This window comes from Fusibacter sp. JL298sf-3, from assembly GCF_053842995.1.
This window is the reverse complement of record NZ_CM132608.1, coordinates 3343071-3364888: the sequence shown is the minus strand read 5'-3', so window position 1 is coordinate 3364888 and position 21818 is coordinate 3343071. Positions and strand designations below refer to the sequence as shown.

Here is a 21818-nt window from a genome sequence, read left to right as displayed (position 1 = left end):
ACCGCTTTTCGCTGACAGCTTTCCGCGTTGAACAGTCGCGGTAAGCCTTTTCGGCTCAAATCTTGTTGTCAAACAAAAAGAACCGAAGTCTTTGAACTCGGTTCTTTTTTTTGTATCTTTTCATCGTTTGACACGACATTTTTAATAAGCGCGATTGAGCAACAGCTTCGCAATGCCTTCCACAGCGTCTTTACTCGGACACGGGGGCAACTTATCAATTCGCTTAAAGGCCTTTTGCGTGTACTTGTTCGCCAGCACCTTGCTTTTTTCAAGCCCTTGATTTTCTACAATAAGCGCTTCAATGTCTTCTCGCGATAAATTTTCCCTATTCCGAACCTTTTCAAGCGCCATGATAACCGGTAGCGTGTAGTACCCTTTAGTCAAGTCGTTGCCCGTCGTCTTTCCAACCAAAGCGGTATCCGTTGAAAAATCAAGCGTATCGTCTATCATCTGAAACGCCATGCCGATTTCATACCCAATACGTCCTAGCGTACGGGCGAGTTTGTCCTCGACACCGCCTTCAACAGCACCTGCGTACATACTTACAGCAAAGAGTGCCGCTGTCTTTCCGGCAATTACCCGCAAATAGTTTTTAAGTGTCATCACTTTGTATCGGTTCTGATACTGCATCAACTCGCTCTCGCAGATTTTTTCAATGGCATCGGACATCCTATCGATAAGCTTCTGCTCATAAGTGCCACTTGAGGCCGTTCTAAGCGCCTTTGCCAGCAAGAAATCGCCGGCGTAAACCGCGAGATCTTTGCCGTATTTGCTCTGCACCGACGGTTGTCCGCGTCTTTGATCGGCATCGTCGATAATGTCGTCGTGGACGAGCGTCGCCATGTGGAGCATTTCTATCCCCGTGGCGACATTAACCACTTTCTTCGAGTCGTAGTCGCCGAACTTAGCCGCCACGATGGTCAAAAGCGGTCGCATCATTTTGCCGTTGTTTTCAATAACGTCCATCACAATATGCTTGATGCCTTTGTATTTGGGCATCGCCCGCTTTTTAAGGGCACCGGACACGATGTCGAGCTCACGAGCAAGGTCTTCTTTAAAAGCTGAATCCAGCCCTTCAATTTGTTGTATCATTTGCATATTTAACTCCACGCGTTCAATTCTTTATTTGAACTTTTTCAAGATGGCCGACGAGGAATTTGGCGACCAGACCGACAAAAACCCCAGTGGGTACAGCAACTATCAAAAGCAGTGGCAGGTAACTCAATACGAGAAGTGACCGTATGACAAATGCAGCGACTAAAAGCTGTCCTAAGTTATGTGTCACGGCACCGATGATGCTCACCGACATCATGCTGATATCGTTTCTGAAAATCTTAGCGACCACATACATGACGAGAAAACTCAGGACGCCGCCTGAAAAACTGTAAAGGAAGCTCGATAGAGAGCCAAAAGTCGATGCCGTCAACAAAATACGAAGCAACACGACTGCACCTGCCTGTTTAAAGGTCAACGTGTACACAGCCGTTAGCGTCACGATGTTCGCCAGTCCAAGCTTGGCGCCTGGAACGATAAAGGGCACCGGTATCATGCGTTCGATATACGACAGGATCATCCCCTGTGCCACCAAAACGGCGATAAAGACCAATTGTCTAGTTCGAATAGTCGATTCTCTCATAAGCTACTCCACAACACTATCTATTTCAACAGATTCTGTTTCCGAATGAATCTCCACCACCAGTTGGTGGGGCAAACAAACGATAATCTCTCCGTTATTCTCAATAGGCGGATGGTTGACGCATATTTGATCGCGACAGCTGGCTTCTTCAATAGAGGCCTTGCCGTCTTTGACGACAATAACGTTGTATTCGTCGCCCTTTTCATATTTAAAAGTCGTGTCGGTTCCCTCATTCAACGGAATGCGCTTTAAAATGACCCCGTTTTGTTTGATTAAAACTTCTTTATCGGATGTGTCTCTCGACTGTACCCATTTTATGCCCAGCAAGGCGACAAACGAGACGACGAGCAACACCGCGATGACAAGCATCTCTTTCTTTTTCATATGACCTTCTCTTTCAGTTCATCCAAAAGGCACTGTGCCCAATGTATTTTAAAAATCGTATCCGCAACGCAGATACGATTTTTAACTTGTTCATATCGTTTAACGGAAATACAGATACGATTTCCTAGCGAATTTCGTGTTTTTCCACCATTTCTTAAGTGGCGGCAATACATAGTAGTCTAAACCGAACGTGCTGCCTGAACCCGCGATTAAAGCGATTCCTGCAAAGAAGTACCAGAGAATACTCGCGTCGGACATACCGGTTAGTGTAATCCCCACCGTCATAGCAGAAGTTGCAACAGATGCTACAAAAGTAAAGAGACCTAAAATCAACATACAGCCAAAGACGATTTCACCGATAACCATAAAAGTTTGGAACAGCACTGCGTGTGGCGCAACAATGTTGTCGATGCCCCACTGAACGATGCCCGGTACATTTTCAATTAAAGGTTTAACAGCGGTCTCCGTCGCCTCTCCAGCCCATTCAGATGCCTGCGATACCGCATCTGTAGACGCGTACATTTTCGCCTCAGTCAACCAGCCTTCACCGATTTTCTTGTAGCCTTCAATAACCCACATAACGCCTAGGAACACGCGCAGTGGTACCAGCCAAAAGTTTGGAGACGACTTGGCAAAGTGACCGCCGAGGAACGAGCGTCTGTTCTTCACATGGAAGAACTCATGTCTCCAGTATTCCATCAACTGCGCCACACCACTTACAGTAAAGAGGTAAAGGAAGTTTACAAGGTGCTTAACCAATACGGCAAAGAAACCGTTAAACTTAATGCCGTTGTTGTCGGATACAGCGTATCTCGACCCGATAGACACCATAAAGCCATGGTAATTCTGCTTGTGTTTGGTCTTCTCCTCCCCTTTAATCATCGCACCGACATTGAGCGCTGCAGTATGTGCCGTCTGCTCTGCCGCCTCGACGATTTGAGGTACCGGACCGTCCTCGTCTTCGTAGTGCACGTTGTCGCCTGCATAAAACACGTAATCGTGTGTCGGCGACTGCATGAACTCATTGACTTTAGCTCGTCCGCCTCTGCCGGCTTCAACACCTAGGCCGCCGACGAAGTTGTTAACTTTGATACCCGCACCCCAAATCAACGTTTTCGTCGGAATGAACGTACCGTCTTTTAATTTAAACCCGTCTTCAGTCGCTTCAACAAGTGCCGCGTCTTTCAAAAGCTGAATACCGAGTTTTCTATAACGTTTTTCCACTTTGGCAACTTGTTTATCGTCTTTAAGCGTGTTGAGAATTCTAGACGTCGCCTCAATATTGTAAAGTGTCACTTCTTTTGGATCGACACCGTATTTCTCAGACAAGTGCTTCTTTGCTTCGCCGAGTTCGCCAATCATCTCAACGCCTGTGAAGCCGCCGCCGACAACAGCAAATGTCAACAGTTGTCTTCTCGTCGCTTCATCTTCCTCAATAGCAGCTCGCGCGTACATCTCTTCAACGTGCTCTCTAATGGTGATGGCGTCTTCATACGACCAGAGCGTATAAGCGTGCTCCGATACCCCAGGAATACCGAAGTCGTTGGAATCCGAGCCGCAAGCTAGGATGACATAATCGAAATCAAAGGTTTCTCTCGTCGTCTTTACAACCTTCTTATCAAAATCAACGCCTTCGACAGAGTCTGTTACAACTTTAACTTTTCTACCTGCAAAAATCTTTCTGAGATCGATGCGGATAGCATCCGGTTCTGTTCTGTGTCCTGCAACCTCATGCAGCTCAGTCATAAGCGTATGATAAGGGTTGCGATCGATTAGGGTAATCTCAACAGAATCGTCTTTTTTGAATAGCTTGTGAAGCGTTTTACCGGCTTTGACCCCGGCGTATCCCCCACCGACTATTACAACTTTCTTGTTCTTAGCCATACTTTCCCTCATTTCTTATTAATCTCTTTATGTTACACACGAGCCGGAGGCTCGTGTGATAACGATTGTTCCTCAAGACAAATACCTTCCACCTGTTATTATACCAAATAGATTAGGTGAATAACAGGTAGATTTTGCACTTTGTCTATGCCTCTTTTTCTATACGGCTATACTACACAAGCGCTGACTGAATGCGTTCAAGGACTGACTCATAAGGTACCTCTGACTTTTCCATGTCCTTGCGCAGGGAAAACTCCACAACGCCTTCTTGAATGCCTTTGCCCACGGTTACGCGCACGGGGATGCCGATGAGGTCCGCATCGGTAAACTTGACGCCGGCACGCTCATTTCTATCGTCGATAATCACTTCGACGCCCTGTGCTTTAAGCGTCTCGTAGAGTTCAAGTCCACGTTCCATCTGGAGCGCGTTCTTGGCGTTAACAACTGTAATCAGCACGTGATAAGGTGCAATGGACAGCGGCCAAGCAATGCCTTTTTCATCAAAATTCTGTTCGGCAACAGCGGCGACGCATCTGGAAATGCCAATGCCATAAGACCCCATTACAAAAGGTTTGGCCTTGCCGTCTTTATCTAAAAATGTCGCATTTAAAGCTTTTGAGTACTTGTCTCCAAGCTGGAAAATGTTCCCGACTTCAGTCCCGCAGTCAATAGCAAGCGGTGCGCCACAGCACGGACACTTGTCGCCTTCACCCACTGATACGATATCCTCTGCCACAGTAAACTGCTCCCCTGTTAAAGCAACGTGTTTTAAGTGGTAGTCTTTTTCATTGGCACCACAAATCCCGTCGCGAATGTCGAGAACGCGTTTGTCGAGAATAACTTCGACGTGCTCTTTTAATCCGAATGGTCCCGAAAATCCTGGGTATGAGCCCATTTCAAGGATTTCATCATCGCTGACAAACATCAAACTGTCTTCGGCTTCGCCGACTTGCTTTGAAAGCTTGGTCATGTTGAGGACGCGATGCCCCGGTACAAAGACGGCAAAATAGCGACGGTTATCTTCAGTTTTCAGCAACACCGCTTTAATAAAGCTGTCGCTTGAAGCACCGAGGCTCTCTTCCAAAGCTTCAATTGTCGTCACGCCCGGCGTATGAATTTTCTCTCTTTCAACAGAGTCCGAGCTGACGGCAGGCATTTCAAAAATAGCCGCAGCCACTTCATCTGTAGCGGCGTAATCACAGGCGTCACAATAGGCGATGGTACTTTCACCATTAGGTGTAATCGCTATAAACTCATGGGATACATTGCCGCCCATATTGCCTGAATCTCCTTGAACGACCTTGTATTTAAAGCCGATTCGATTAAATGCGCTAACGTAAGCACGCCACATGTTCTCGTAGGATTTTTCACTCGCTTCTTGGTCCACATCAAATGTGTAAGCGTCTTTCATGATAAACTCTCTGGAGCGAATGAGACCGAAGCGCGGTCTGCGCTCATCTCTGTACTTCGTCTGAATTTGATACAAGTTCAACGGCAGTTGCTTGTAAGATTTGAGTTCATTTGTGACGAGGAAGGTAAAGAACTCTTCGTGCGTCGGCCCCAAACAAAACTCTCTGTCATTTCTATCTTTAAGTCGGAACATTTCCGGTCCGAAATTTTCCCATCGATTGCTCTGTTCCCAGATTTCTCTCGGCTGAATGGCCGACATCAACACTTCCTGAGCACCGTAAGCATCCATTTCTTCTCGAACAATTTGTTCGACTTTCTTCATAATTCTAAAACCGAGCGGCAGATAAGAGTACACGCCCGATACCAATTTTCTAATCATACCTGCACGGAGTAAAAACTGAGCGCTTTCAATATCTGCATCATTTGGCACTTCTCTCAGTGTAGGCATGTAAAGGTTTGACATCTTCATAATTATTCACCCCATTATACACGACTTTTAAAGCGATTTTGCAATGGCTGAACACATGCGATGCCATACACAAAACACTACATTATATACTCTCATATTTGTGACAAAAACTCAAGTATAAAGTACTATTTTCTTTGAGACCAAAAAGAAATTAAAAAGTCCAAAAAGTCTAAATTGCTGTAGAAGTGACAATGCGCGTAAGTACCGATAGCTGCAAATCGGTGGTAGCCGCACCCCCAAGTTTTCCCCTTCCGCGTCACGGTGCTCAGAAGGTCACAGGTGTTCCCCACAATTTTTGATCGGTGAAACTCATGAGCGCGGTAAGTTGCCGTTCGATTATTATGCTGCAGGGCAACTGACACCAGTCCGAAGTGCTGAAGCCTTTCGGTCATTTGCGCTTCCCCGTCAAAGGCGCCGAGCATGTCGTAACGATTGCCGTCGAGTTGACGAATGCCCTCACAGAGATACATCAGTCCCCCACACTCTGCATACACCGGCAACCCATCTGCCACCGCCTCCTTAAACTGTGCTCTGAACGCCGCATTGTCTTCCAGACCTTTTGCAAATACTTCAGGGTACCCGCCCCCTAAGTAAACGGCGTCAATACCCGCCGGTAACCCCCTAGACATCAAAGGCGAAAACGTCTTGAGCGTCACACCGATGTCTTCTAACGTCTGTAAATTTTCATCGTAATAAAAAGAAAACGCCTTGTCTCTCGCCACGCCAAGTGTCAAACCACCCATGGCGCTTACACGGGCTTTTAATTTTTCTAAGGCCCGCTCGATCCCATCAAAAGACTCCGGTACTGACACCGGCATTTCAAACGTCTCTATAAGGGCCTCCCACGCCACCGTCGCCTCAATTTGATCGGCAATTTTCTGTATTTTGGCGTCGACGTCTTCAATTTCCTCTGCTTGAACCAATCCCAAGTGCCGACTCTTCAATCCCGCGTCTTTAACCAGTGGCAAATACCCGTAACACCGAATGCCGACGTGGGTTTCGACACCTTTTGCCAAGAGCTCGTAGTGATGGGCACTGTTGACTTTATTAAACACGACCCCTTTGATGCGGGAAGGGCTGACAAAATCACATAGCCCTTTTATTTGTGCAGCAACTGTCAACGCCGTTTTGCTCCCATCGGCAATTAAAAGCACCGGCGCCTCTAAGATTTCCGCCACCTCTGCCGTGCTGCCTTCTATACTCTCTGTTCCCCTGCCGTCAAAGTACCCCATAACCCCCTCGACGATATTCACGCCAGAAGGGTTCGCACGCTTGTGAAACAGGTATCGAAGTGCATCGCCATCGACCATCCACGCCGGCAAGTTGTAGGCGCCCTCAGCTGTAATACGCTTGTGAAACATCGGATCGATGTAATCGGGGCCCACTTTGAAGGACCTCAAGGCAATGCCCTTATTTTTTAACAGCTTGAGCAGACCCATTGTAAAAGTCGTTTTTCCGGCATCGCTAGACATGCCCGTTATCATAATCGTCTTCATCACCACTGTCCTTTCAAAAAAAGGACTTCAAGGGCCTAGCTGCAGACGGCCTCTATTGTCTAAAAGGCGACCGCCGTCCACAGGTTTTCGGCCATTTAAAGTCCTTACTTAATCTTCATTGGAATGCCGGATACGACAAAATAGACGTTATCGGCGTGTTTTGCAATTTTCTGATTTACCCTGCCGGCAATGTCCCTAAAAACACTCCCCATTTTATAAGGGGGGACCAAACCAAGGCCGACCTCGTTTGAGACAAAGACAAAGGTCTTGTCGTCTTCTGTCAACGCCAACAGCGCATCGACCTCTCTCTGAATCGATGCTTCTACAGCATCAATTGCCTTCTCTGACAGCTGATCGAAGTCCACGCCATCGGCCAACATGAGGTTTGTAACCATCACCGTAATGCAGTCCAGTATGACCACATCGGCTTCGCGATACACCTCTTGACCTTTAATCTGTTGAAAATCTCGGTGGCGTTCAATGGTCGCCCAAGTAGCAGGCCTTTGCTCGCGGTGTTTTTGTATCCGCGCCTTCATGCCCGCGTCAAAAGGCACCGCTGTAGCAATGTATGCCACGGTTCCCCCCTGCTGTTTACAGAGGTCTTCCGCATAAGTGCTCTTACCGCTACGGGCACCACCTAAAACAAAATGTACTGTCCCCATTACCTCAACCTTTCTAGCGTCTTCGCCATTGCCGAGAGCAGTTTCACGTTGTCCTCTCGCAGCCTGACTGCAATTCTAAAATACCCGCGCCCCAAGCCCTGGAAGTCAAAGCACGTTCTAACGTGGACGCCTGCCTTGTGAAGGCCTTCGTAAAAACCCTCTGCATCACCTGCGTAGTGGATGAGTACGAAATTGGCCGCCCCTTCGTATACCTTAATCTCAGGTAGCGCCAAGAGCCCTGCCGTTAAAAAGGCTTTTTCTGACTCAAGCCACATGGCAACCCGTTTGAGGTGTGTGGCGTCTTCTAAAAAATACGTAAGACTCTTTAAAGCAAATGTGTTGATGCTCCACGGCTCCTTATAGCGGTTCAACTTTTCCACAAGTGCAGCATTCCCTACGCCGTAGGCAATACGCAACCCCGGAACACTGTACGTTTTGGTCAACGACCTCAACGAGAACACATTGTGCGCTTCAGCAAGTTTCAAGAGTGCGCTTTGATACCGTGTGGCCTTCTCCAAGGTAACGAAGTCCAAAAAACTTTCGTCGACAACCCAAATCAATTCGGGGTTGTCCACACGCTGTAAAATGCCTTCAAATCTCTCGGCGTCAGTAAAAATCCCCGTCGGATTATTGGGGTTGCACAGCACCACCAGATCTATTTGAAATCGATTGATTGCGTCGACAAGTGCCTCATCGTCGATTTCAAACCCATCTGACACGTGGGTTTCAAAACGGACAATTTCAGTTTGAAACGGCTCAAAAGCCCGTCGGTATTCTGTAAATGTCGGCTCGACAATTAAGACTCTTTTATCTGAAAAGGTTCTGCCCAACAAATAAATCAACTCCGTTGCACCGTTGCCGATAATGTAGTGTTCAGGCGTCAGTCCCATAACCTCTGCAAGTTTTTGTTTGGCGCGTCCTCCGTCGATATCCGGATAGAGATGAAGCGTCTGTACACAGCCCATCAACATCTCTTCATAGCTTTTGGGCAATTGAAGAGGCGGAATGTTGACACTAAAGTCCACCAGTCCGTCTCGTGTCTCAATACCACCGTGAAAATTCATAGAAGCCTCCTAACCCCATTGCCACCAGCAAGCCTGCCGCAATAACCCATTGACTGATTCTAAGCACGCGAACAGCTCGTGTAATATCCATTGGTTCAATAGGCCTGTTGTCGTCGCCTAAAGTCGGCTTGACGAGAACCTGCCCAAAATACGTGTGTGTCCCCCCGAGCCTTATGTTTAAAAGTCCGGCAATTGCCGCCTCGGGATACCCGCAATTAGGACTCTTGTGATTGCGCCTGTCTCTCACGAGTACCTTTAAGCCATTTCTAAAGTCAAGGCCACATAGGGCACCTGAAAAGAGCATCAAAACAGCCCCCAGCCGCGCCGGCACATAGTTGAGCAGGTCGTCCATCTTTGCGGAGCAGTACCCAATTTCTTTATAAGGTGGTTGAATATACCCCACCATAGAATCTAACGTATTGGTTGCTTTGTAGAGGATGAGCGGGAGTATCGGGTCCCCGAAAACGGCCCCAACCACCATATAAAAAAGCGGCGCCAATGTGCCGTCAATTGTATTTTCCGCTACCGTTTCAACAGCACCTGCAGTGACTTCACTTTCTGTCAGCGATGTGGTATCCCGCCCTACAAGCCATGAAAGGGCTTTTCTAGAAGCAGCCAAATCACCTGATTGTAACACGCGTTGCACTTTCATGCCTTCGTCTGCTAAACACTTGGTTGCCAGCAGACTGTATGCCAAATACAGCTGTACGATAAAATAAAAAAAGGGAGGGGCTATAGCTTTTAGTGCGACAAGGGGCGCAAGTGTCACGCCCCACGTCAGCACCAAAAGGAAAAAACCGCCCACGTAAAGATTTTTAAAACCTCTGCGGACAACTTTTTCAAGTTGCTTTATAGCCCAACCGATAAACCTAACTGGATGCGGCCAATTAGGAGGATCACCTATTAATGAATCCAAACCGATGCCAAACAAAATTTGTATCATGGCGTCTGTCTCGATTCGTTCAGAATGCTATCCAGCTTCTGCATATCTAAATGAGGTTGTACAATCTCGACGAGTCTGTCATAAGCTTGAACTTTCATTTCTTCAAAGCTCAGTGACTCGTCGGCTGCACCGCTGCCTCGTAATTTCTTAATTAAAGCGTTCCTAAAGGCATCGTTGTCAAAGATACCGTGGAGATAAGTGCCCACAACCATGCCTTCTGCATCGACATGCCCATCGACTTCGCCTTCTGCATTTAAAAGAAACGGAACCGCTTCTTCAGAGAGCGCCTTTGTTTTGCCCATATGAATTTCATAGCCCTTCACAGAGGCCTCTACAAGCCCCATCCCGAGGAAATCATTAGTGAGTGTTGTCGTAGACTGTACCGTTCTCTTCTCCTCGTACATCGTCGTCTCGACATCGAGCAAACCAAGGCCGTTAATCGTCTTTAAGCCAGATTCCACAGCAAAGGGGTCGTGTAGCTTTTTCCCAAGTATTTGATAGCCACCACAAATGCCGATAATCGGTATCTTCTTGCGATGCGCTCTGTAAATGGCCTGCGCCATACCGGAGTCAACCAAATGCTTCATATCCACAAGTGTGTTCTTGCTCCCGGGAATAACGAGTAAATCGTAGTCGAGCAAATCGTCTGTTGCCGTCACGTAGTTTAGCGATACGTCTTGGTGGAAATCGAAACAGTTAAAATCCGAAAAGTTAGACATGTAAGGCAATCTGACGACGCCGATTTTAACCCCTTCGTACTGTCTATCGGTGAGTCTCGACGCGACGCTGTCTTCATCGTCGATGTTGATATTTTGTATATAGGGAATGACCCCTAGACACGGGATGCCGATTTTCTCTTCAAGCATTTCAACCCCCGGCATAAGCAGAGAGACATCGCCTCTGAACTTGTTGATAACAAAGCCCTTAACACGTTTTTGCTCAGAGTCACTTAGCAAGGCATACGTCCCGTAAAGGGCGGCGAACACGCCCCCTCTATCGACGTCGCCGACGAGGATGACATCGGTGTCTACCATTTCGGCAAGTCCCATATTGACAATGTCTCTCGAGCGGAGATTAATTTCCGCAGGCGAGCCGGCACCTTCAATAACAATGGTTTCATACGATTCTTCCAAAGACTTAAACGCCTTGACAACTTCAGGCGCCAACTCATTTTTTATAGAAAAATAAGCACTTGCACGCATATTGTCCTTCACTCTACCGTGTAAAATAACTTGGCTGCCCACATCGCTAGTGGGCTTTAACAAAATTGGGTTCATTCGGACATCGGGTTCAATGCGGGCGGCTTCCGCTTGGACGACTTGAGCGCGTCCCATTTCGAGCCCCTCTTTTGTCACAAAAGAGTTAAGCGCCATATTTTGAGATTTAAACGGTGCAACCTTCTGTCCTCGATTGTTTAGTATTCTGCAAACGGCTGTCACTAAGATGCTCTTACCGACAGATGACCCCGTACCTTGAAACATAATTTTTTTAGACATATTTCCCCTATACCACTCTTTCTCTCACCACGCAACTCACTTGAGCCTTTTGAGCAGCATCACCGCTCTATGACTTCCTAATAAAGTGAACTAAAAAAGCACATGCCAAAAGACATGTGCCTGAATATGATTGCTCATAAGCATGTTCACAAGACTTCCCACCGAAGTTGCTGATTTCAATTAAGGCAGGTTTCCTGGCTCATAGCTCATCTTACTCTTCACCCTTCCCAAGCTTGCGCTCAGTGGTTCTAGAATTTCATCACTATTTACAGTAGCGGGGGCTGCATAGGACTTTAACCTATTTCCCTCTTAGCTTTGCTAAGCACCTTAATCGTATTCAATTCTTTTTTATTATAGACATTTCACACGCTCTTGTCAATAGGTCTAAAAGAGGGCGACACACTACCCCAAATTTTGAACAAAAGCCAGCACTTCGGGAACATGTGTCTTGGGGTCCACTTCTCTAAAGGCTTTTACGAGTTCGAGGCCCTCGTGAAACACAAATGTAGAGCGTTGAGTCCCTTTCACCGGTTTACCATACATTTTCTTTTCGACTACCAAGTCAAAGTGCGCTAAGAGCTCGCGTTCCACATCGCTGATTAAAGAAAATGGGAGATTGTGCTTTTTAATAAAATTCTTATGGGTGCCTAAAGTATCTTTGCTGACACCGATGACTTCATAACCCAACGCCTTAAAAGCATCATAGTGCTCTGCAAATGCCAACGCTTCAAACGTACACCCCGACGTGTTGTCCTTTGGATACGCGTAAAGAATAAATTTCTGATTTCTCAATGCCTCAAACGAATCAACCGCATCGTTTGTACACTTTAGCGCGCCTTCATACATCATGGCAATAACCCTCCTTAATAGATTTCATCTAACTCACCGTATACGCTGCCTGTTCGATCTTTTTCAAGCAACTTCTTAAGAAAATCAAGGCCTTCATGGTAATAGCTTTTCGAGTACGAATACGTCCAGCTGCAAATGTGCAAGCCATTTTTGTAAAGCAAAAACCGAAAGGACTTATAAAAATCTGATGTTAACATACCGGTCTCTTTATACCCATTAAAAAAAGGTTTTAACAAATAAGGATAATCTAAAAAATATTTTCTAAAAAGACCTATAACATCATTATAACAATTATCGACGACACATTTTTCAAAATCTAAAAATGTTTTAAAAACATATACACCATTTCTTTGGTCAATTAATATGTTCCGCCCGTCCAAATCACGATGACACAAACGGCCATGGCCAATAGGCTCTATATGCTTCATTTCCGATTTTAAGACGCGTATACTGTCTCTCAGTATCTCGATTCCAGGTAATGTCTGCGCATTTATATTGGTAACGATGCGTTCAACCTCCATTTTCATAAAGGGAACATACGCTTTAATCGGACTTTTCTTGGCCGAGTCCCAATCTCCGAAGTAATCGAACGCGTGCGCTTGATGCAGGCGTCCCATCTCATAGCCAATCCCATTAAAAATACACTTCATCTCGTCGTCCTTCAGCTGTTTAAGCTTTCGGTCGAGGAGTTCCCCTTCTATATGGTTGTATATAATCCATTCGGTATGATCGGCTGTCACGCCATTGGCCAAAATACTTAACTCCGGAGGCTGATAGTATGAAAGTGCATTGAGTTCTCGCATACACTTGCCTGGCTTATAGAAAAACTTAATCACATACTGACCGCCTGACGTATGTACCTTATAGACCATGTTCCGCTTTAAATCGTGATTGCCACATGGCAATATTGCCTTTACAGAACCAAAATTGCGCTTGGTGAAGATGTCGTCAATTACAAATGCAAAATCGTAATTCATGATGTCCTCCTTCCCCACCGTTTTCTTCATTATAGCTTATCTCTTTAAAGGGCGTCTAGGTGTAAATAAAAAAAACACACATTTTCATGTGTGTTTACTGGAGCGGAAGACGAGATTCGAACTCGCGACCCTCGCCTTGGCAAGGCGATGCTCTACCACTGAGCCACTTCCGCGTAATTTTGGTGCGGGTAGAGGGACTTGAACCCCCACGAACCAGTCACTAGATCCTAAGTCTAGCGCGTCTGCCAATTCCGCCATACCCGCTATTTTGTTGGTGGGAGTAATAGGGATCGAACCTATGACCTCCTGCTTGTAAGGCAGATGCTCTCCCAGCTGAGCTATACTCCCGCTGAAAAATAAAAAATGGTGCACCCTAAGGGAGTCGAACCCCTAACCTTCTGATTCGTAGTCAGACACTCTATCCGATTGAGCTAAGGGTGCACGTATTGGAGGCGGCGACCAGATTCGAACTGGTGAATAGAGGTTTTGCAGACCTGTGCCTTACCACTTGGCCACGCCGCCGTGCTTGGTGATCCATCCGCGACTCGAACGCGGGACACCCTGATTAAAAGTCAGGTGCTCTACCGACTGAGCTAATGGACCATTGTGCGCTGGAGCGGGTGAAGAGAATCGAACTCTCATGGCCGGCTTGGAAGGCCGGAGCTCTACCATTGAGCTACACCCGCGCATTGGAGCGGAAGACGAGATTCGAACTCGCGACCCTCGCCTTGGCAAGGCGATGCTCTACCACTGAGCCACTTCCGCATAATTTTGGTGGGAGTAATAGGGATCGAACCTATGACCTCCTGCTTGTAAGGCAGATGCTCTCCCAGCTGAGCTATACTCCCGGATGTGAGCTGATGCTCACAAAATAATTGGTGACCCCTAGGGGAATCGAACCCCTGTTACCGCCGTGAAAGGGCGGTGTCTTAACCGCTTGACCAAGGGGCCATGGCTCCAAGGGTGGGATTCGAACCCACAGCCTATCGGTTAACAGCCGAGTGCTCCACCGTTGAGCTACCTTGGAATACAAATCAGCAACGTTCTACTCTCCCAGGCAGCTGCCCGCCAAGTACCATCGACGCTGGAGGACTTTACTTCTGTGTTCGGTATGGGAACAGGTGTTGCCCCTCCGCCTTCGTCACCGAATTGTTGTGCTCGTGTTTCTCTCACCAGCGAATTATATTATATCATAATCACTTTAGTGCTGTCAACACTTTTTTGTTGCTTTTTTTAGGGTTAGTACCCTGAAAACTGTATATATAAGAACCGATAAATCCTCTTTAACTCTAAAGCGTGGTCAAGTCCTCGACCTATTAGTACCTGTCAGCTGAATGCATTGCTGCACTTACACCTCAGGCCTATTACCATATTATCTTCATGGGGTCTTACTCTATTAAAAGATGGGAAATCTCATCTTGAGGGGGGCTTCGCGCTTAGATGCCTTCAGCGCTTATCCCTTCCAAACTTAGCTACTCAGCAGTGCTCTTGGCAGAACAACTGATACACCAGAGGTTTGTCCATCCCGGTCCTCTCGTACTAAGGACAGCTCCTCTCAAATTTCCTACGCCCACAGCAGATAGGGACCGAACTGTCTCACGACGTTCTGAACCCAGCTCGCGTGCCTCTTTAATGGGCGAACAGCCCAACCCTTGGGACCTACTTCAGCCCCAGGATGAGACGAGCCGACATCGAGGTGCCAAACCTCCCCGTCGATGTGGACTCTTGGGGGAGATAAGCCTGTTATCCCCGGGGTAGCTTTTATCCGTTGAGCGATGGCCCTTCCATGCGGTGCCACCGGATCACTAAGCTCGACTTTCGTCCCTGCTCGAGATGTCTCTCTCGCAGTCAAGCTCCCTTTTGCCTTTACACTCTTCGCGCGATTTCCAACCGCGCTGAGGGAACCTTTAGGCGCCTCCGTTACTCTTTAGGAGGCGACCGCCCCAGTCAAACTGCCCACCTGACATTGTCCTAGAACAGGATCACTGTCCATAGTTAGAATAACGGTATACAAAGAGTGGTATCCCAACAGCGACTCCTATAAGACTGGCGTCCTATATTCTTAGTCTCCCACCTATCCTGTACATCATATACCATTATCCAGTGCCAAGCTGCAGTAAAGCTCCACGGGGTCTTTCCGTCTAGCTGCGGGTAACCGGCATCTTTACCGGTACTACAATTTCACCGAGTCCATTGTTGAGACAGCGCCCAAATCGTTACGCCTTTCGTGCGGGTCGGAACTTACCCGACAAGGAATTTCGCTACCTTAGGACCGTTATAGTTACGGCCGCCGTTTACTGGGGCTTCAGTTCTGTGCTTCGCCTAAACTAACACTTCCCCTTAACCTTCCAGCACCGGGCAGGCGTCAGCCCCTATACATCATCTTTCGATTTAGCAGAGACCTGTGTTTTTGGTAAACAGTCGCTTGGGCCTATCCTCTGCGGCCGGATCTAGCTCTTAACCTGATCCGGCACCCCTTCTCCCGAAGTTACGGGGTCATTTTGCCGAGTTCCTTAACAATGGTTTTCTCGCGCGCCTTAGTATTCTCTACTCTCCTACCTGTGTCGGTTTACGGTACAGGCACCTGCTCCCTCGATAGAAACTTTTCTTGACAGTGTGATATCTGCTGCTTCGTTACTTAAGTTCACTCCCCATCACAGCTCATCCTCAGTAGCGCGGATTTGCCTACGCTACAGACTCGCTGCTTGGACATGCTCTTCCATTCGCATGCTCAGCATAACCTCCTGTGTCATTCCTTCTCTCAAACGGGTCTCGGTGGTACAGGAATCTTCACCTGTTGTCCATCGCCTACGACTTTCGTCCTCGGCTTAGGTCCTGACTTACCCTGAGCGGACGAACCTTCCTCAGGAAACCTTAGGTTTTCGGCGGACGGGATTCTCACCCGTCTCTCGTTACTCATGCCAACATTCTCTCTTGTGTGATATCCATAAGTCCTTGCGATCTTACTTCACCTCTCACACAATGCTCCTCTACCAATTGTCTAAACAATTCCATAGCTTCGGTAGCAAGTTTTAGCCCCGGTAATCTTCGGCGCAGGATCACTCGACTAGTGAGCTGTTACGCACTCTTTAAATGAGTGGCTGCTTCTAAGCCAACATCCTAGTTGTCTGTGCAATCCCACATCCTTTTCCACTTAACTTGCATTTTGGGACCTTAGCTGATGGTCTGGGCTCTTTCCCTTTCGACTATGAATCTTATCACACATAGTCTGACTCCTGAGTAAAAGATATCGGTATTCGGAGTTTGATAGTCTTCGGTAGCCGGTGAAAGCCCCTAGGACATTCAGTGCTCTACCCCCGTATCTCTTAACTCAAGGCTAGCCCTAAAGCTATTTCGAGGAGAACCAGCTATCTCCGGGTTCGATTGGAATTTCTCCGCTATCCACATGTCATCCCAACCTTTTTCAACAGATATGGGTTCGGGCCTCCAAGAGGTTTTACCCTCGCTTCACCCTGCACATGGATAGGTCACCCGGTTTCGGGTCTACGCCATACAACTCATTCGCCCTATTCAGACTCGCTTTCGCTGCGGCTCCGCACCTGAAGCGCTTAACCTTGCTGCATAACGTAACTCGTTGGCCCGTTCTACAAAAAGTACATGGTCGTTCTTTAACGAACTTCCACTGCTTGTAAACATAGGGTTTCAGGTTCTTTTTCACTCCCCTCCCGGGGTTCTTTTCACCTTTCCCTCACGGTACTGTGCGCTATCGGTCACCAGGTAGTATTTAGCCTTGGCAGATGGTCCTGCCTGCTTCCCACAAAGTTTCACGTGCTCCGTGGTACTCCGGATCAGTACGTTCGATCTTCCCCTTTCGCCTAAGTGGCTCTCACACGCTTCGGCGGACTTTCCCAAGTCCTTTGGCTAGGGTACCTTCTACTTGATATACTGTCCACACCCCCTCGTCCGAAGACTTGGGTTTGGGCTGTTTCCCGTTCGCTCGCCGCTACTTAGGAAATCACTTTTGTTTTCTCTTCCTTCGGGTACTTAGATGTTTCAGTTCCCCGAGTTCCCTTCCTATGACCTATGAATTCAGTCATGGATACCTAGACATTACTCTAGGTGGGTTCCCCCATTCGGACATCTACGGATCGGCGCTCGCTTGCAGCTCCCCGTAGCTTTTCGCAGCTTACCACGTCCTTCTTCGGCTCCTGGTGCCAAGGCATCCACCCTATGCTCTTAGTAACTTGACCTTACTTTTGAGTTTGAGTTTTTACTTTGGCTTACATTGTTTTTTCAATGCTTGCTTTTTTACTAACTTAATAGTCGGTTCTTTATATATACAGTTTTCAAGATACTAATTCACGAAATTTGAAATGCAAATTTCGAGGGATGCGCCAGCATCCTAAGACGTCAGTCTTGAATTCGTGTGAGGCACTTTCTGAAAGAAAGTGACGAATACTCGTCCAAGCTTACATCTTATTTAATTGTGAAACAAGCTAGAGATGCGCTAGCATCTGGCTAAGCGTTAGCTTAGCATCTTGTATGAGGCATTTTTCAAAGAAAAATGACGAATTCATACACGATAGAGCTTATTCACTTTTGAAATATTGGATGCGTCAGCATCCTAAGACGATAGTCTTGAATTCGTGTGAGGCACTTTCTGAAAGAAAGTGACGAATACTCGTCCAAGATTACATCTTTTCACAATGAACAGTAAAGCGTGTGCTTTACTGAATGGTGGAGACAAAGAGATTCGAACTCTTGACCCCCTGCGTGCAAGGCAGGTGCTCTCCCAGCTGAGCTATGCCCCCATGGGTAATTTTTAATTTTAAGTGTCATTTAAAATGACGTTTCAATCCCCATCGTTCGATTCGCTCACGCTTTCGTCACAAGGTTTTGTGACTTTCGCGTTTGAGACTGCCTGTCGGCCGCCTCTCAGCTATGCCCCCATGGGTAATTTTTAATTTTAACTTACCACCATCTATTGATGGCTTACTTTGAAAGTTCCTAGAACCCTCAAAATTAAACAGTGTAAATGTCTATTTACTCCTTAGAAAGGAGGTGATCCAGCCGCACCTTCCGATACGGCTACCTTGTTACGACTTCACCCCAGTCATTGATTTCACCTTCGACAGCTCCTTCCTTACGGTTAGGCCACTGGCTTCGGGCGCCCCCAACTTCCGTGGTGTGACGGGCGGTGTGTACAAGACCCGGGAACGCATTCACCGCGACATTCTGATCCGCGATTACTAGTAACTCCAACTTCATGTAGGCGAGTTGCAGCCTACAATCCGAACTGGGATCGGCTTTTTAGGATTCGCTCCAGGTCACCCCTTCGCTGCCCGTTGTACCGACCATTGTAGCACGTGTGTAGCCCAGATCATAAGGGGCATGATGATTTGACGTCATCCCCACCTTCCTCCGTGTTCTCCACGGCAGTCTGTCTAGAGGGTTCAGCTTAACCTGTTAACAACTAAACATAAGGGTTGCGCTCGTTGCGGGACTTAACCCAACATCTCACGACACGAGCTGACGACAACCATGCACCACCTGTCTCCTCTGTCCCGAAAGACATAGCCGGCTAAGGCTACTTCAGAGGGATGTCAAGACCTGGTAAGGTTCTTCGCGTTGCTTCGAATTAAACCACATGCTCCGCTACTTGTGCGGGTCCCCGTCAATTCCTTTGAGTTTCACACTTGCGTGCGTACTCCCCAGGCGGAATACTTATTGCGTTTGCTGCGGCACCGAGCTTTGACACCCGACACCTAGTATTCATCGTTTACGGCGTGGACTACCAGGGTATCTAATCCTGTTCGCTACCCACGCTTTCGTGCATCAGCGTCAGTTACAGTCCAGTAAGTCGCCTTCGCCACTGGTGTTCCTCCTAATATCTACGAATTTCACCTCTACACTAGGAATTCCACTTACCTCTCCTGCACTCAAGCTTAACAGTTCCAAAGGCTTACATTGGTTGAGCCAATGCCTTTCACCCCTGGCTTGCTAAGCCGCCTACGCACCCTTTACGCCCAGTGATTCCGGATAACGCTTGCCCCCTACGTATTACCGCGGCTGCTGGCACGTAGTTAGCCGGGGCTTCCTCCTAAGGTACCGTCATTTTTTTCTTCCCTTAGGACAGAGTTTTACGATCCGAAAACCTTCTTCACTCACACGGCGTTGCTGCATCAGGCTTGCGCCCATTGTGCAATATTCCCCACTGCTGCCTCCCGTAGGAGTCTGGACCGTGTCTCAGTTCCAGTGTGGCCGATCACCCTCTCAGGTCGGCTACTGATCGTCGCCTTGGTAAGCCGTTACCTTACCAACTAGCTAATCAGACGCGGGCCCATCCCATACCGATTAATCTTTGTCGCCCAGAACATGTGTCCCGTGCGAAGTATGAGGTATTAATCACCGTTTCCAGTGGCTATCCCTCTGTATGGGGCAGGTTGCCCACGCGTTACTCACCCGTCCGCCGCTTTCCAAAACTTCATTTGGCCGAAACCGCATTCCATTTCTTCTCGCTCGACTTGCATGTGTTAGGCACGCCGCCAGCGTTCATCCTGAGCCAGGATCAAACTCTTAATTATAATGTTTGACGCCTGTTACCTCAAAACGAGCTAACTTGCATTTGTTTTTCCGTTTTTCATCACTCTTCTCGAATTGCTTCGAGTAGGTTTTGACGTTTGGTTTTTCTTGCATTTACACTGTTTAATTTTCAAGATTCTAGTCTGTCGCGCCGACTTGTTCAGCAACTAGCGACTTAGTTATATTAACATGTTTTTTTCAACCTGTCAACAACTTTTTTACATTTGCATTACTTCAATATTACAATGTGTTGCGTCTCACGAAGCAGTGCTTAGCTATAATACCATCATTCGACACGTGCGTCAACGCCTTTTCTAAAAGAAAAACAATTCAGATAGTTCTGCCTGCCGTGTATTGCGCATCACACTAAAAGCGCCTCGTCATATCGGCCTAATAAGCCTGCGACGAGGCGCATATATTACTTACTCATGATCTTCCCAATCCTTTGCTTTTTCAACGGCTTTTTTCCAGCCTCTATACTTTTCTCGGCGCGTCTCTTCTGAATAAGCGGACTCAAAACGTTGCGCCATCGCCCAATTCGCCTCAATTTCCGTCGCATCTTTCCAAAAGCCGACTGCCAATCCAGCCAGATAAGCAGCTCCTAGTGCCGTCGTCTCTATCGTTTGAGGGCGCTCTACGGGAACACCTAAAATATCCGCTTGAAATTGCATTAAAAAGTCATTGGCCGTTGCACCGCCGTCGACTTTCAAAAGCTCGAGTTCCAACGCAGCATCTTCTTGCATGGCTTCCAGCACATCTCTCGTTTGGTAGGCGATAGATTCTAGTGTCGCCCGAATGATGTGTTCGCGCCTTACGCCGCGCGTCAGCCCCACAATGGCGCCGCGTGCGTACATATCCCAGTAGGGAGCACCTAACCCCGTAAAAGCCGGTACCACATAAGCCCCTTCGGTGTCGGGAACTTTGCCGGCAAAATAGGCACTGTCCTGTGCACTGTCTATAAGATGCATCTCATCCCGTAACCATTGAACCGATGCCCCGCCCATAAAAATAGAACCCTCTAATGCATAAGTAACTTTTCCACCAATCCCCCAAGCGATTGTCGTCAGAAGGCCATTTTTAGACTGAACTCTGTTCTCACCGGTGTTCATCAACATAAAACAACCGGTACCGTAAGTGTTTTTAACCATGCCTTTGCTAAAACAAGCTTGACCGAACAACGCCGCTTGCTGGTCCCCTGCTATCCCGGAAATTTTAATCTGTGCCCCACCAAAAGTCTGTGGATCGGTTACACCGACGATTTCAGAAGAAGCGACAACTTTCGGCAAGACACTCTTCGGGATATTGAGTTTTTCTAAAATCGTATCGTCCCAGTCAAGTGTCTTGATGTTAAACAGCATCGTCCTCGACGCATTTGTATAGTCAGTTGCATGGACGGCGCCACGGGTTAGATTCCAAATCAACCATGTATCAATTGTGCCGAAAGCCAAGTCCCCCGCTTCAGCTAATGCCCTCGCACCGTCAACATGTTCCAACAACCATTTGAGTTTCGTCGCCGAAAAATAAGCGTCTACAATAAGCCCTGTCTGTTCCCCGACATAGGTCGTAAAAGCGTCGTCCTCTTTCAAGTCGTCACAAATAGCTGCCGTACGTCGACATTGCCATACAATGGCGTTGGCTATAGGCCGCCCCGTCCTTTTATCCCAAACCACTGTCGTCTCACGCTGATTGGTAATGCCTATGGCGGCGATTTCATACGGTGAAACCCCAGCGGACTCCAGTACCTCACGCGCTACCCCCATTTGGGTCCCCCATATCTCCATAGCGTCGTGTTCTACCCATCCCGGTTTCGGGTAATACTGAGTGAACTCTTTTTGCGCCTTCTTCACCATTTCGCCCCGCTTATTGAACAAAATCGCCCTAGAACTTGTCGTTCCTTGGTCAAAAGCTAAAATATACTGCTTCTCCACAAGAGACCTCCTCACTGTTTTTGACCTTATTATAGCACAAACGCCGAATCGCACTCTGCAAAATCGCAGAAAAAAAG

The 21818-nt window shown here is 47.5% G+C and carries 13 protein-coding genes, 12 tRNA genes, 3 rRNA genes and 1 riboswitch; all 28 genes read right to left on the bottom strand.

Going from position 1 to position 21818, the window contains the following annotated elements:
• Positions 1 to 141: 141 nt before the first annotated feature.
• The 28 genes from ACR6HW_RS16045 to glpK all read right to left on the bottom strand — a co-directional run bounded on the left by ACR6HW_RS16045 (position 142) and on the right by glpK (position 21741).
• Positions 142 to 1098, bottom strand: coding sequence for a polyprenyl synthetase family protein (locus tag ACR6HW_RS16045; protein WP_455728701.1), 957 nt, complete (start codon positions 1096 to 1098; stop codon positions 142 to 144).
• Between the two features lie 16 nt (positions 1099 to 1114).
• Complete coding sequence (locus tag ACR6HW_RS16040) at positions 1115 to 1636, bottom strand: Gx transporter family protein (protein WP_455728700.1); 522 nt, start codon at positions 1634 to 1636, stop codon at positions 1115 to 1117.
• A 3-nt stretch (positions 1637 to 1639) separates the two neighbouring features.
• Positions 1640 to 2020, bottom strand: a complete 381-nt coding sequence (locus ACR6HW_RS16035; protein WP_455728699.1) for a NusG domain II-containing protein — start codon at positions 2018 to 2020, stop codon at positions 1640 to 1642.
• 99 nt (positions 2021 to 2119) lie between these two features.
• Positions 2120 to 3904, bottom strand: a complete 1785-nt coding sequence (locus ACR6HW_RS16030; protein ID WP_455728698.1) for an FAD-dependent oxidoreductase — start codon at positions 3902 to 3904, stop codon at positions 2120 to 2122.
• Between the two features lie 172 nt (positions 3905 to 4076).
• The gene (locus ACR6HW_RS16025; protein ID WP_455728697.1) at positions 4077 to 5783 is read right to left on the bottom strand and encodes a proline--tRNA ligase; all 1707 of its coding nucleotides are present in this window, start codon (positions 5781 to 5783) and stop codon (positions 4077 to 4079) included.
• Between the two features lie 125 nt (positions 5784 to 5908).
• Positions 5909 to 7279 carry a cobyrinate a,c-diamide synthase gene (locus ACR6HW_RS16020; protein ID WP_455728696.1) on the bottom strand — a complete coding sequence of 457 codons (1371 nt, stop codon included), beginning with the start codon at positions 7277 to 7279 and terminating at the stop codon, positions 5909 to 5911.
• Positions 7280 to 7383: 104 nt separating this feature from the next.
• The gene (cobU, locus tag ACR6HW_RS16015) at positions 7384 to 7941 is read right to left on the bottom strand and encodes a bifunctional adenosylcobinamide kinase/adenosylcobinamide-phosphate guanylyltransferase (RefSeq protein ID WP_455728695.1); all 558 of its coding nucleotides are present in this window, start codon (positions 7939 to 7941) and stop codon (positions 7384 to 7386) included.
• Entirely contained in the window at positions 7941 to 9005 is a 1065-nt protein-coding gene (locus tag ACR6HW_RS16010) for a pyridoxal phosphate-dependent aminotransferase (RefSeq protein WP_455728694.1), read from the bottom strand. The genes cobU and ACR6HW_RS16010 overlap by 1 nt, the downstream gene beginning before the upstream one ends.
• Positions 8983 to 9948 carry an adenosylcobinamide-phosphate synthase CbiB gene (gene cbiB / locus ACR6HW_RS16005; protein ID WP_455728693.1) on the bottom strand — a complete coding sequence of 322 codons (966 nt, stop codon included), beginning with the start codon at positions 9946 to 9948 and terminating at the stop codon, positions 8983 to 8985. The genes ACR6HW_RS16010 and cbiB overlap by 23 nt, the downstream gene beginning before the upstream one ends.
• Positions 9945 to 11444 carry a cobyric acid synthase gene (locus ACR6HW_RS16000; RefSeq protein ID WP_455728692.1) on the bottom strand — a complete coding sequence of 500 codons (1500 nt, stop codon included), beginning with the start codon at positions 11442 to 11444 and terminating at the stop codon, positions 9945 to 9947. Before ACR6HW_RS16000 ends, cbiB begins: the two co-directional genes overlap by 4 nt.
• 167 nt (positions 11445 to 11611) lie before the next feature.
• Positions 11612 to 11789, bottom strand: a riboswitch (cobalamin riboswitch).
• 57 nt (positions 11790 to 11846) lie between these two features.
• Positions 11847 to 12293 carry a peroxiredoxin gene (locus ACR6HW_RS15995; protein WP_455728691.1) on the bottom strand — a complete coding sequence of 149 codons (447 nt, stop codon included), beginning with the start codon at positions 12291 to 12293 and terminating at the stop codon, positions 11847 to 11849.
• A gap of 14 nt (positions 12294 to 12307) precedes the next feature.
• Positions 12308 to 13270, bottom strand: coding sequence for a phosphotransferase (locus tag ACR6HW_RS15990; RefSeq protein ID WP_455728690.1), 963 nt, complete (start codon positions 13268 to 13270; stop codon positions 12308 to 12310).
• A gap of 98 nt (positions 13271 to 13368) precedes the next feature.
• A tRNA-Gly gene (locus ACR6HW_RS15985) sits at positions 13369 to 13443 on the bottom strand.
• Positions 13444 to 13450: 7 nt separating this feature from the next.
• Positions 13451 to 13534, bottom strand: a tRNA-Leu gene (locus tag ACR6HW_RS15980).
• Positions 13535 to 13542: 8 nt separating this feature from the next.
• Positions 13543 to 13618 (bottom strand) — tRNA-Val (locus ACR6HW_RS15975).
• Between the two features lie 16 nt (positions 13619 to 13634).
• Positions 13635 to 13711 (bottom strand) — tRNA-Arg (locus tag ACR6HW_RS15970).
• Positions 13712 to 13717: 6 nt separating this feature from the next.
• Positions 13718 to 13792, bottom strand: a tRNA-Cys gene (locus tag ACR6HW_RS15965).
• Between the two features lie 5 nt (positions 13793 to 13797).
• Positions 13798 to 13873: transfer RNA gene (locus ACR6HW_RS15960), tRNA-Lys, on the bottom strand.
• A 9-nt stretch (positions 13874 to 13882) separates the two neighbouring features.
• A tRNA-Gly gene (locus ACR6HW_RS15955) sits at positions 13883 to 13956 on the bottom strand.
• 4 nt (positions 13957 to 13960) lie between these two features.
• Positions 13961 to 14035, bottom strand: a tRNA-Gly gene (locus ACR6HW_RS15950).
• 7 nt (positions 14036 to 14042) lie between these two features.
• Positions 14043 to 14118, bottom strand: a tRNA-Val gene (locus tag ACR6HW_RS15945).
• Between the two features lie 28 nt (positions 14119 to 14146).
• Positions 14147 to 14221: transfer RNA gene (locus ACR6HW_RS15940), tRNA-Glu, on the bottom strand.
• A gap of 1 nt (position 14222) precedes the next feature.
• Positions 14223 to 14297: transfer RNA gene (locus tag ACR6HW_RS15935), tRNA-Asn, on the bottom strand.
• Between the two features lie 5 nt (positions 14298 to 14302).
• Positions 14303 to 14419: ribosomal RNA gene (rrf, locus tag ACR6HW_RS15930) — 5S ribosomal RNA — on the bottom strand.
• A gap of 147 nt (positions 14420 to 14566) precedes the next feature.
• Positions 14567 to 17481, bottom strand: a 23S ribosomal RNA gene (locus ACR6HW_RS15925).
• 485 nt (positions 17482 to 17966) lie between these two features.
• A tRNA-Ala gene (locus ACR6HW_RS15920) sits at positions 17967 to 18042 on the bottom strand.
• A 243-nt stretch (positions 18043 to 18285) separates the two neighbouring features.
• A 16S ribosomal RNA gene (locus tag ACR6HW_RS15915) occupies positions 18286 to 19815 on the bottom strand.
• Together the 16S, 23S and 5S rRNA genes with 12 tRNA genes alongside form the textbook arrangement of a ribosomal RNA operon.
• Positions 19816 to 20235: 420 nt before the next feature.
• Complete coding sequence (glpK, locus tag ACR6HW_RS15910; protein ID WP_455728689.1) at positions 20236 to 21741, bottom strand: glycerol kinase GlpK; 1506 nt, start codon at positions 21739 to 21741, stop codon at positions 20236 to 20238.
• Between the last annotated feature and the right edge of the window lie 77 nt (positions 21742 to 21818).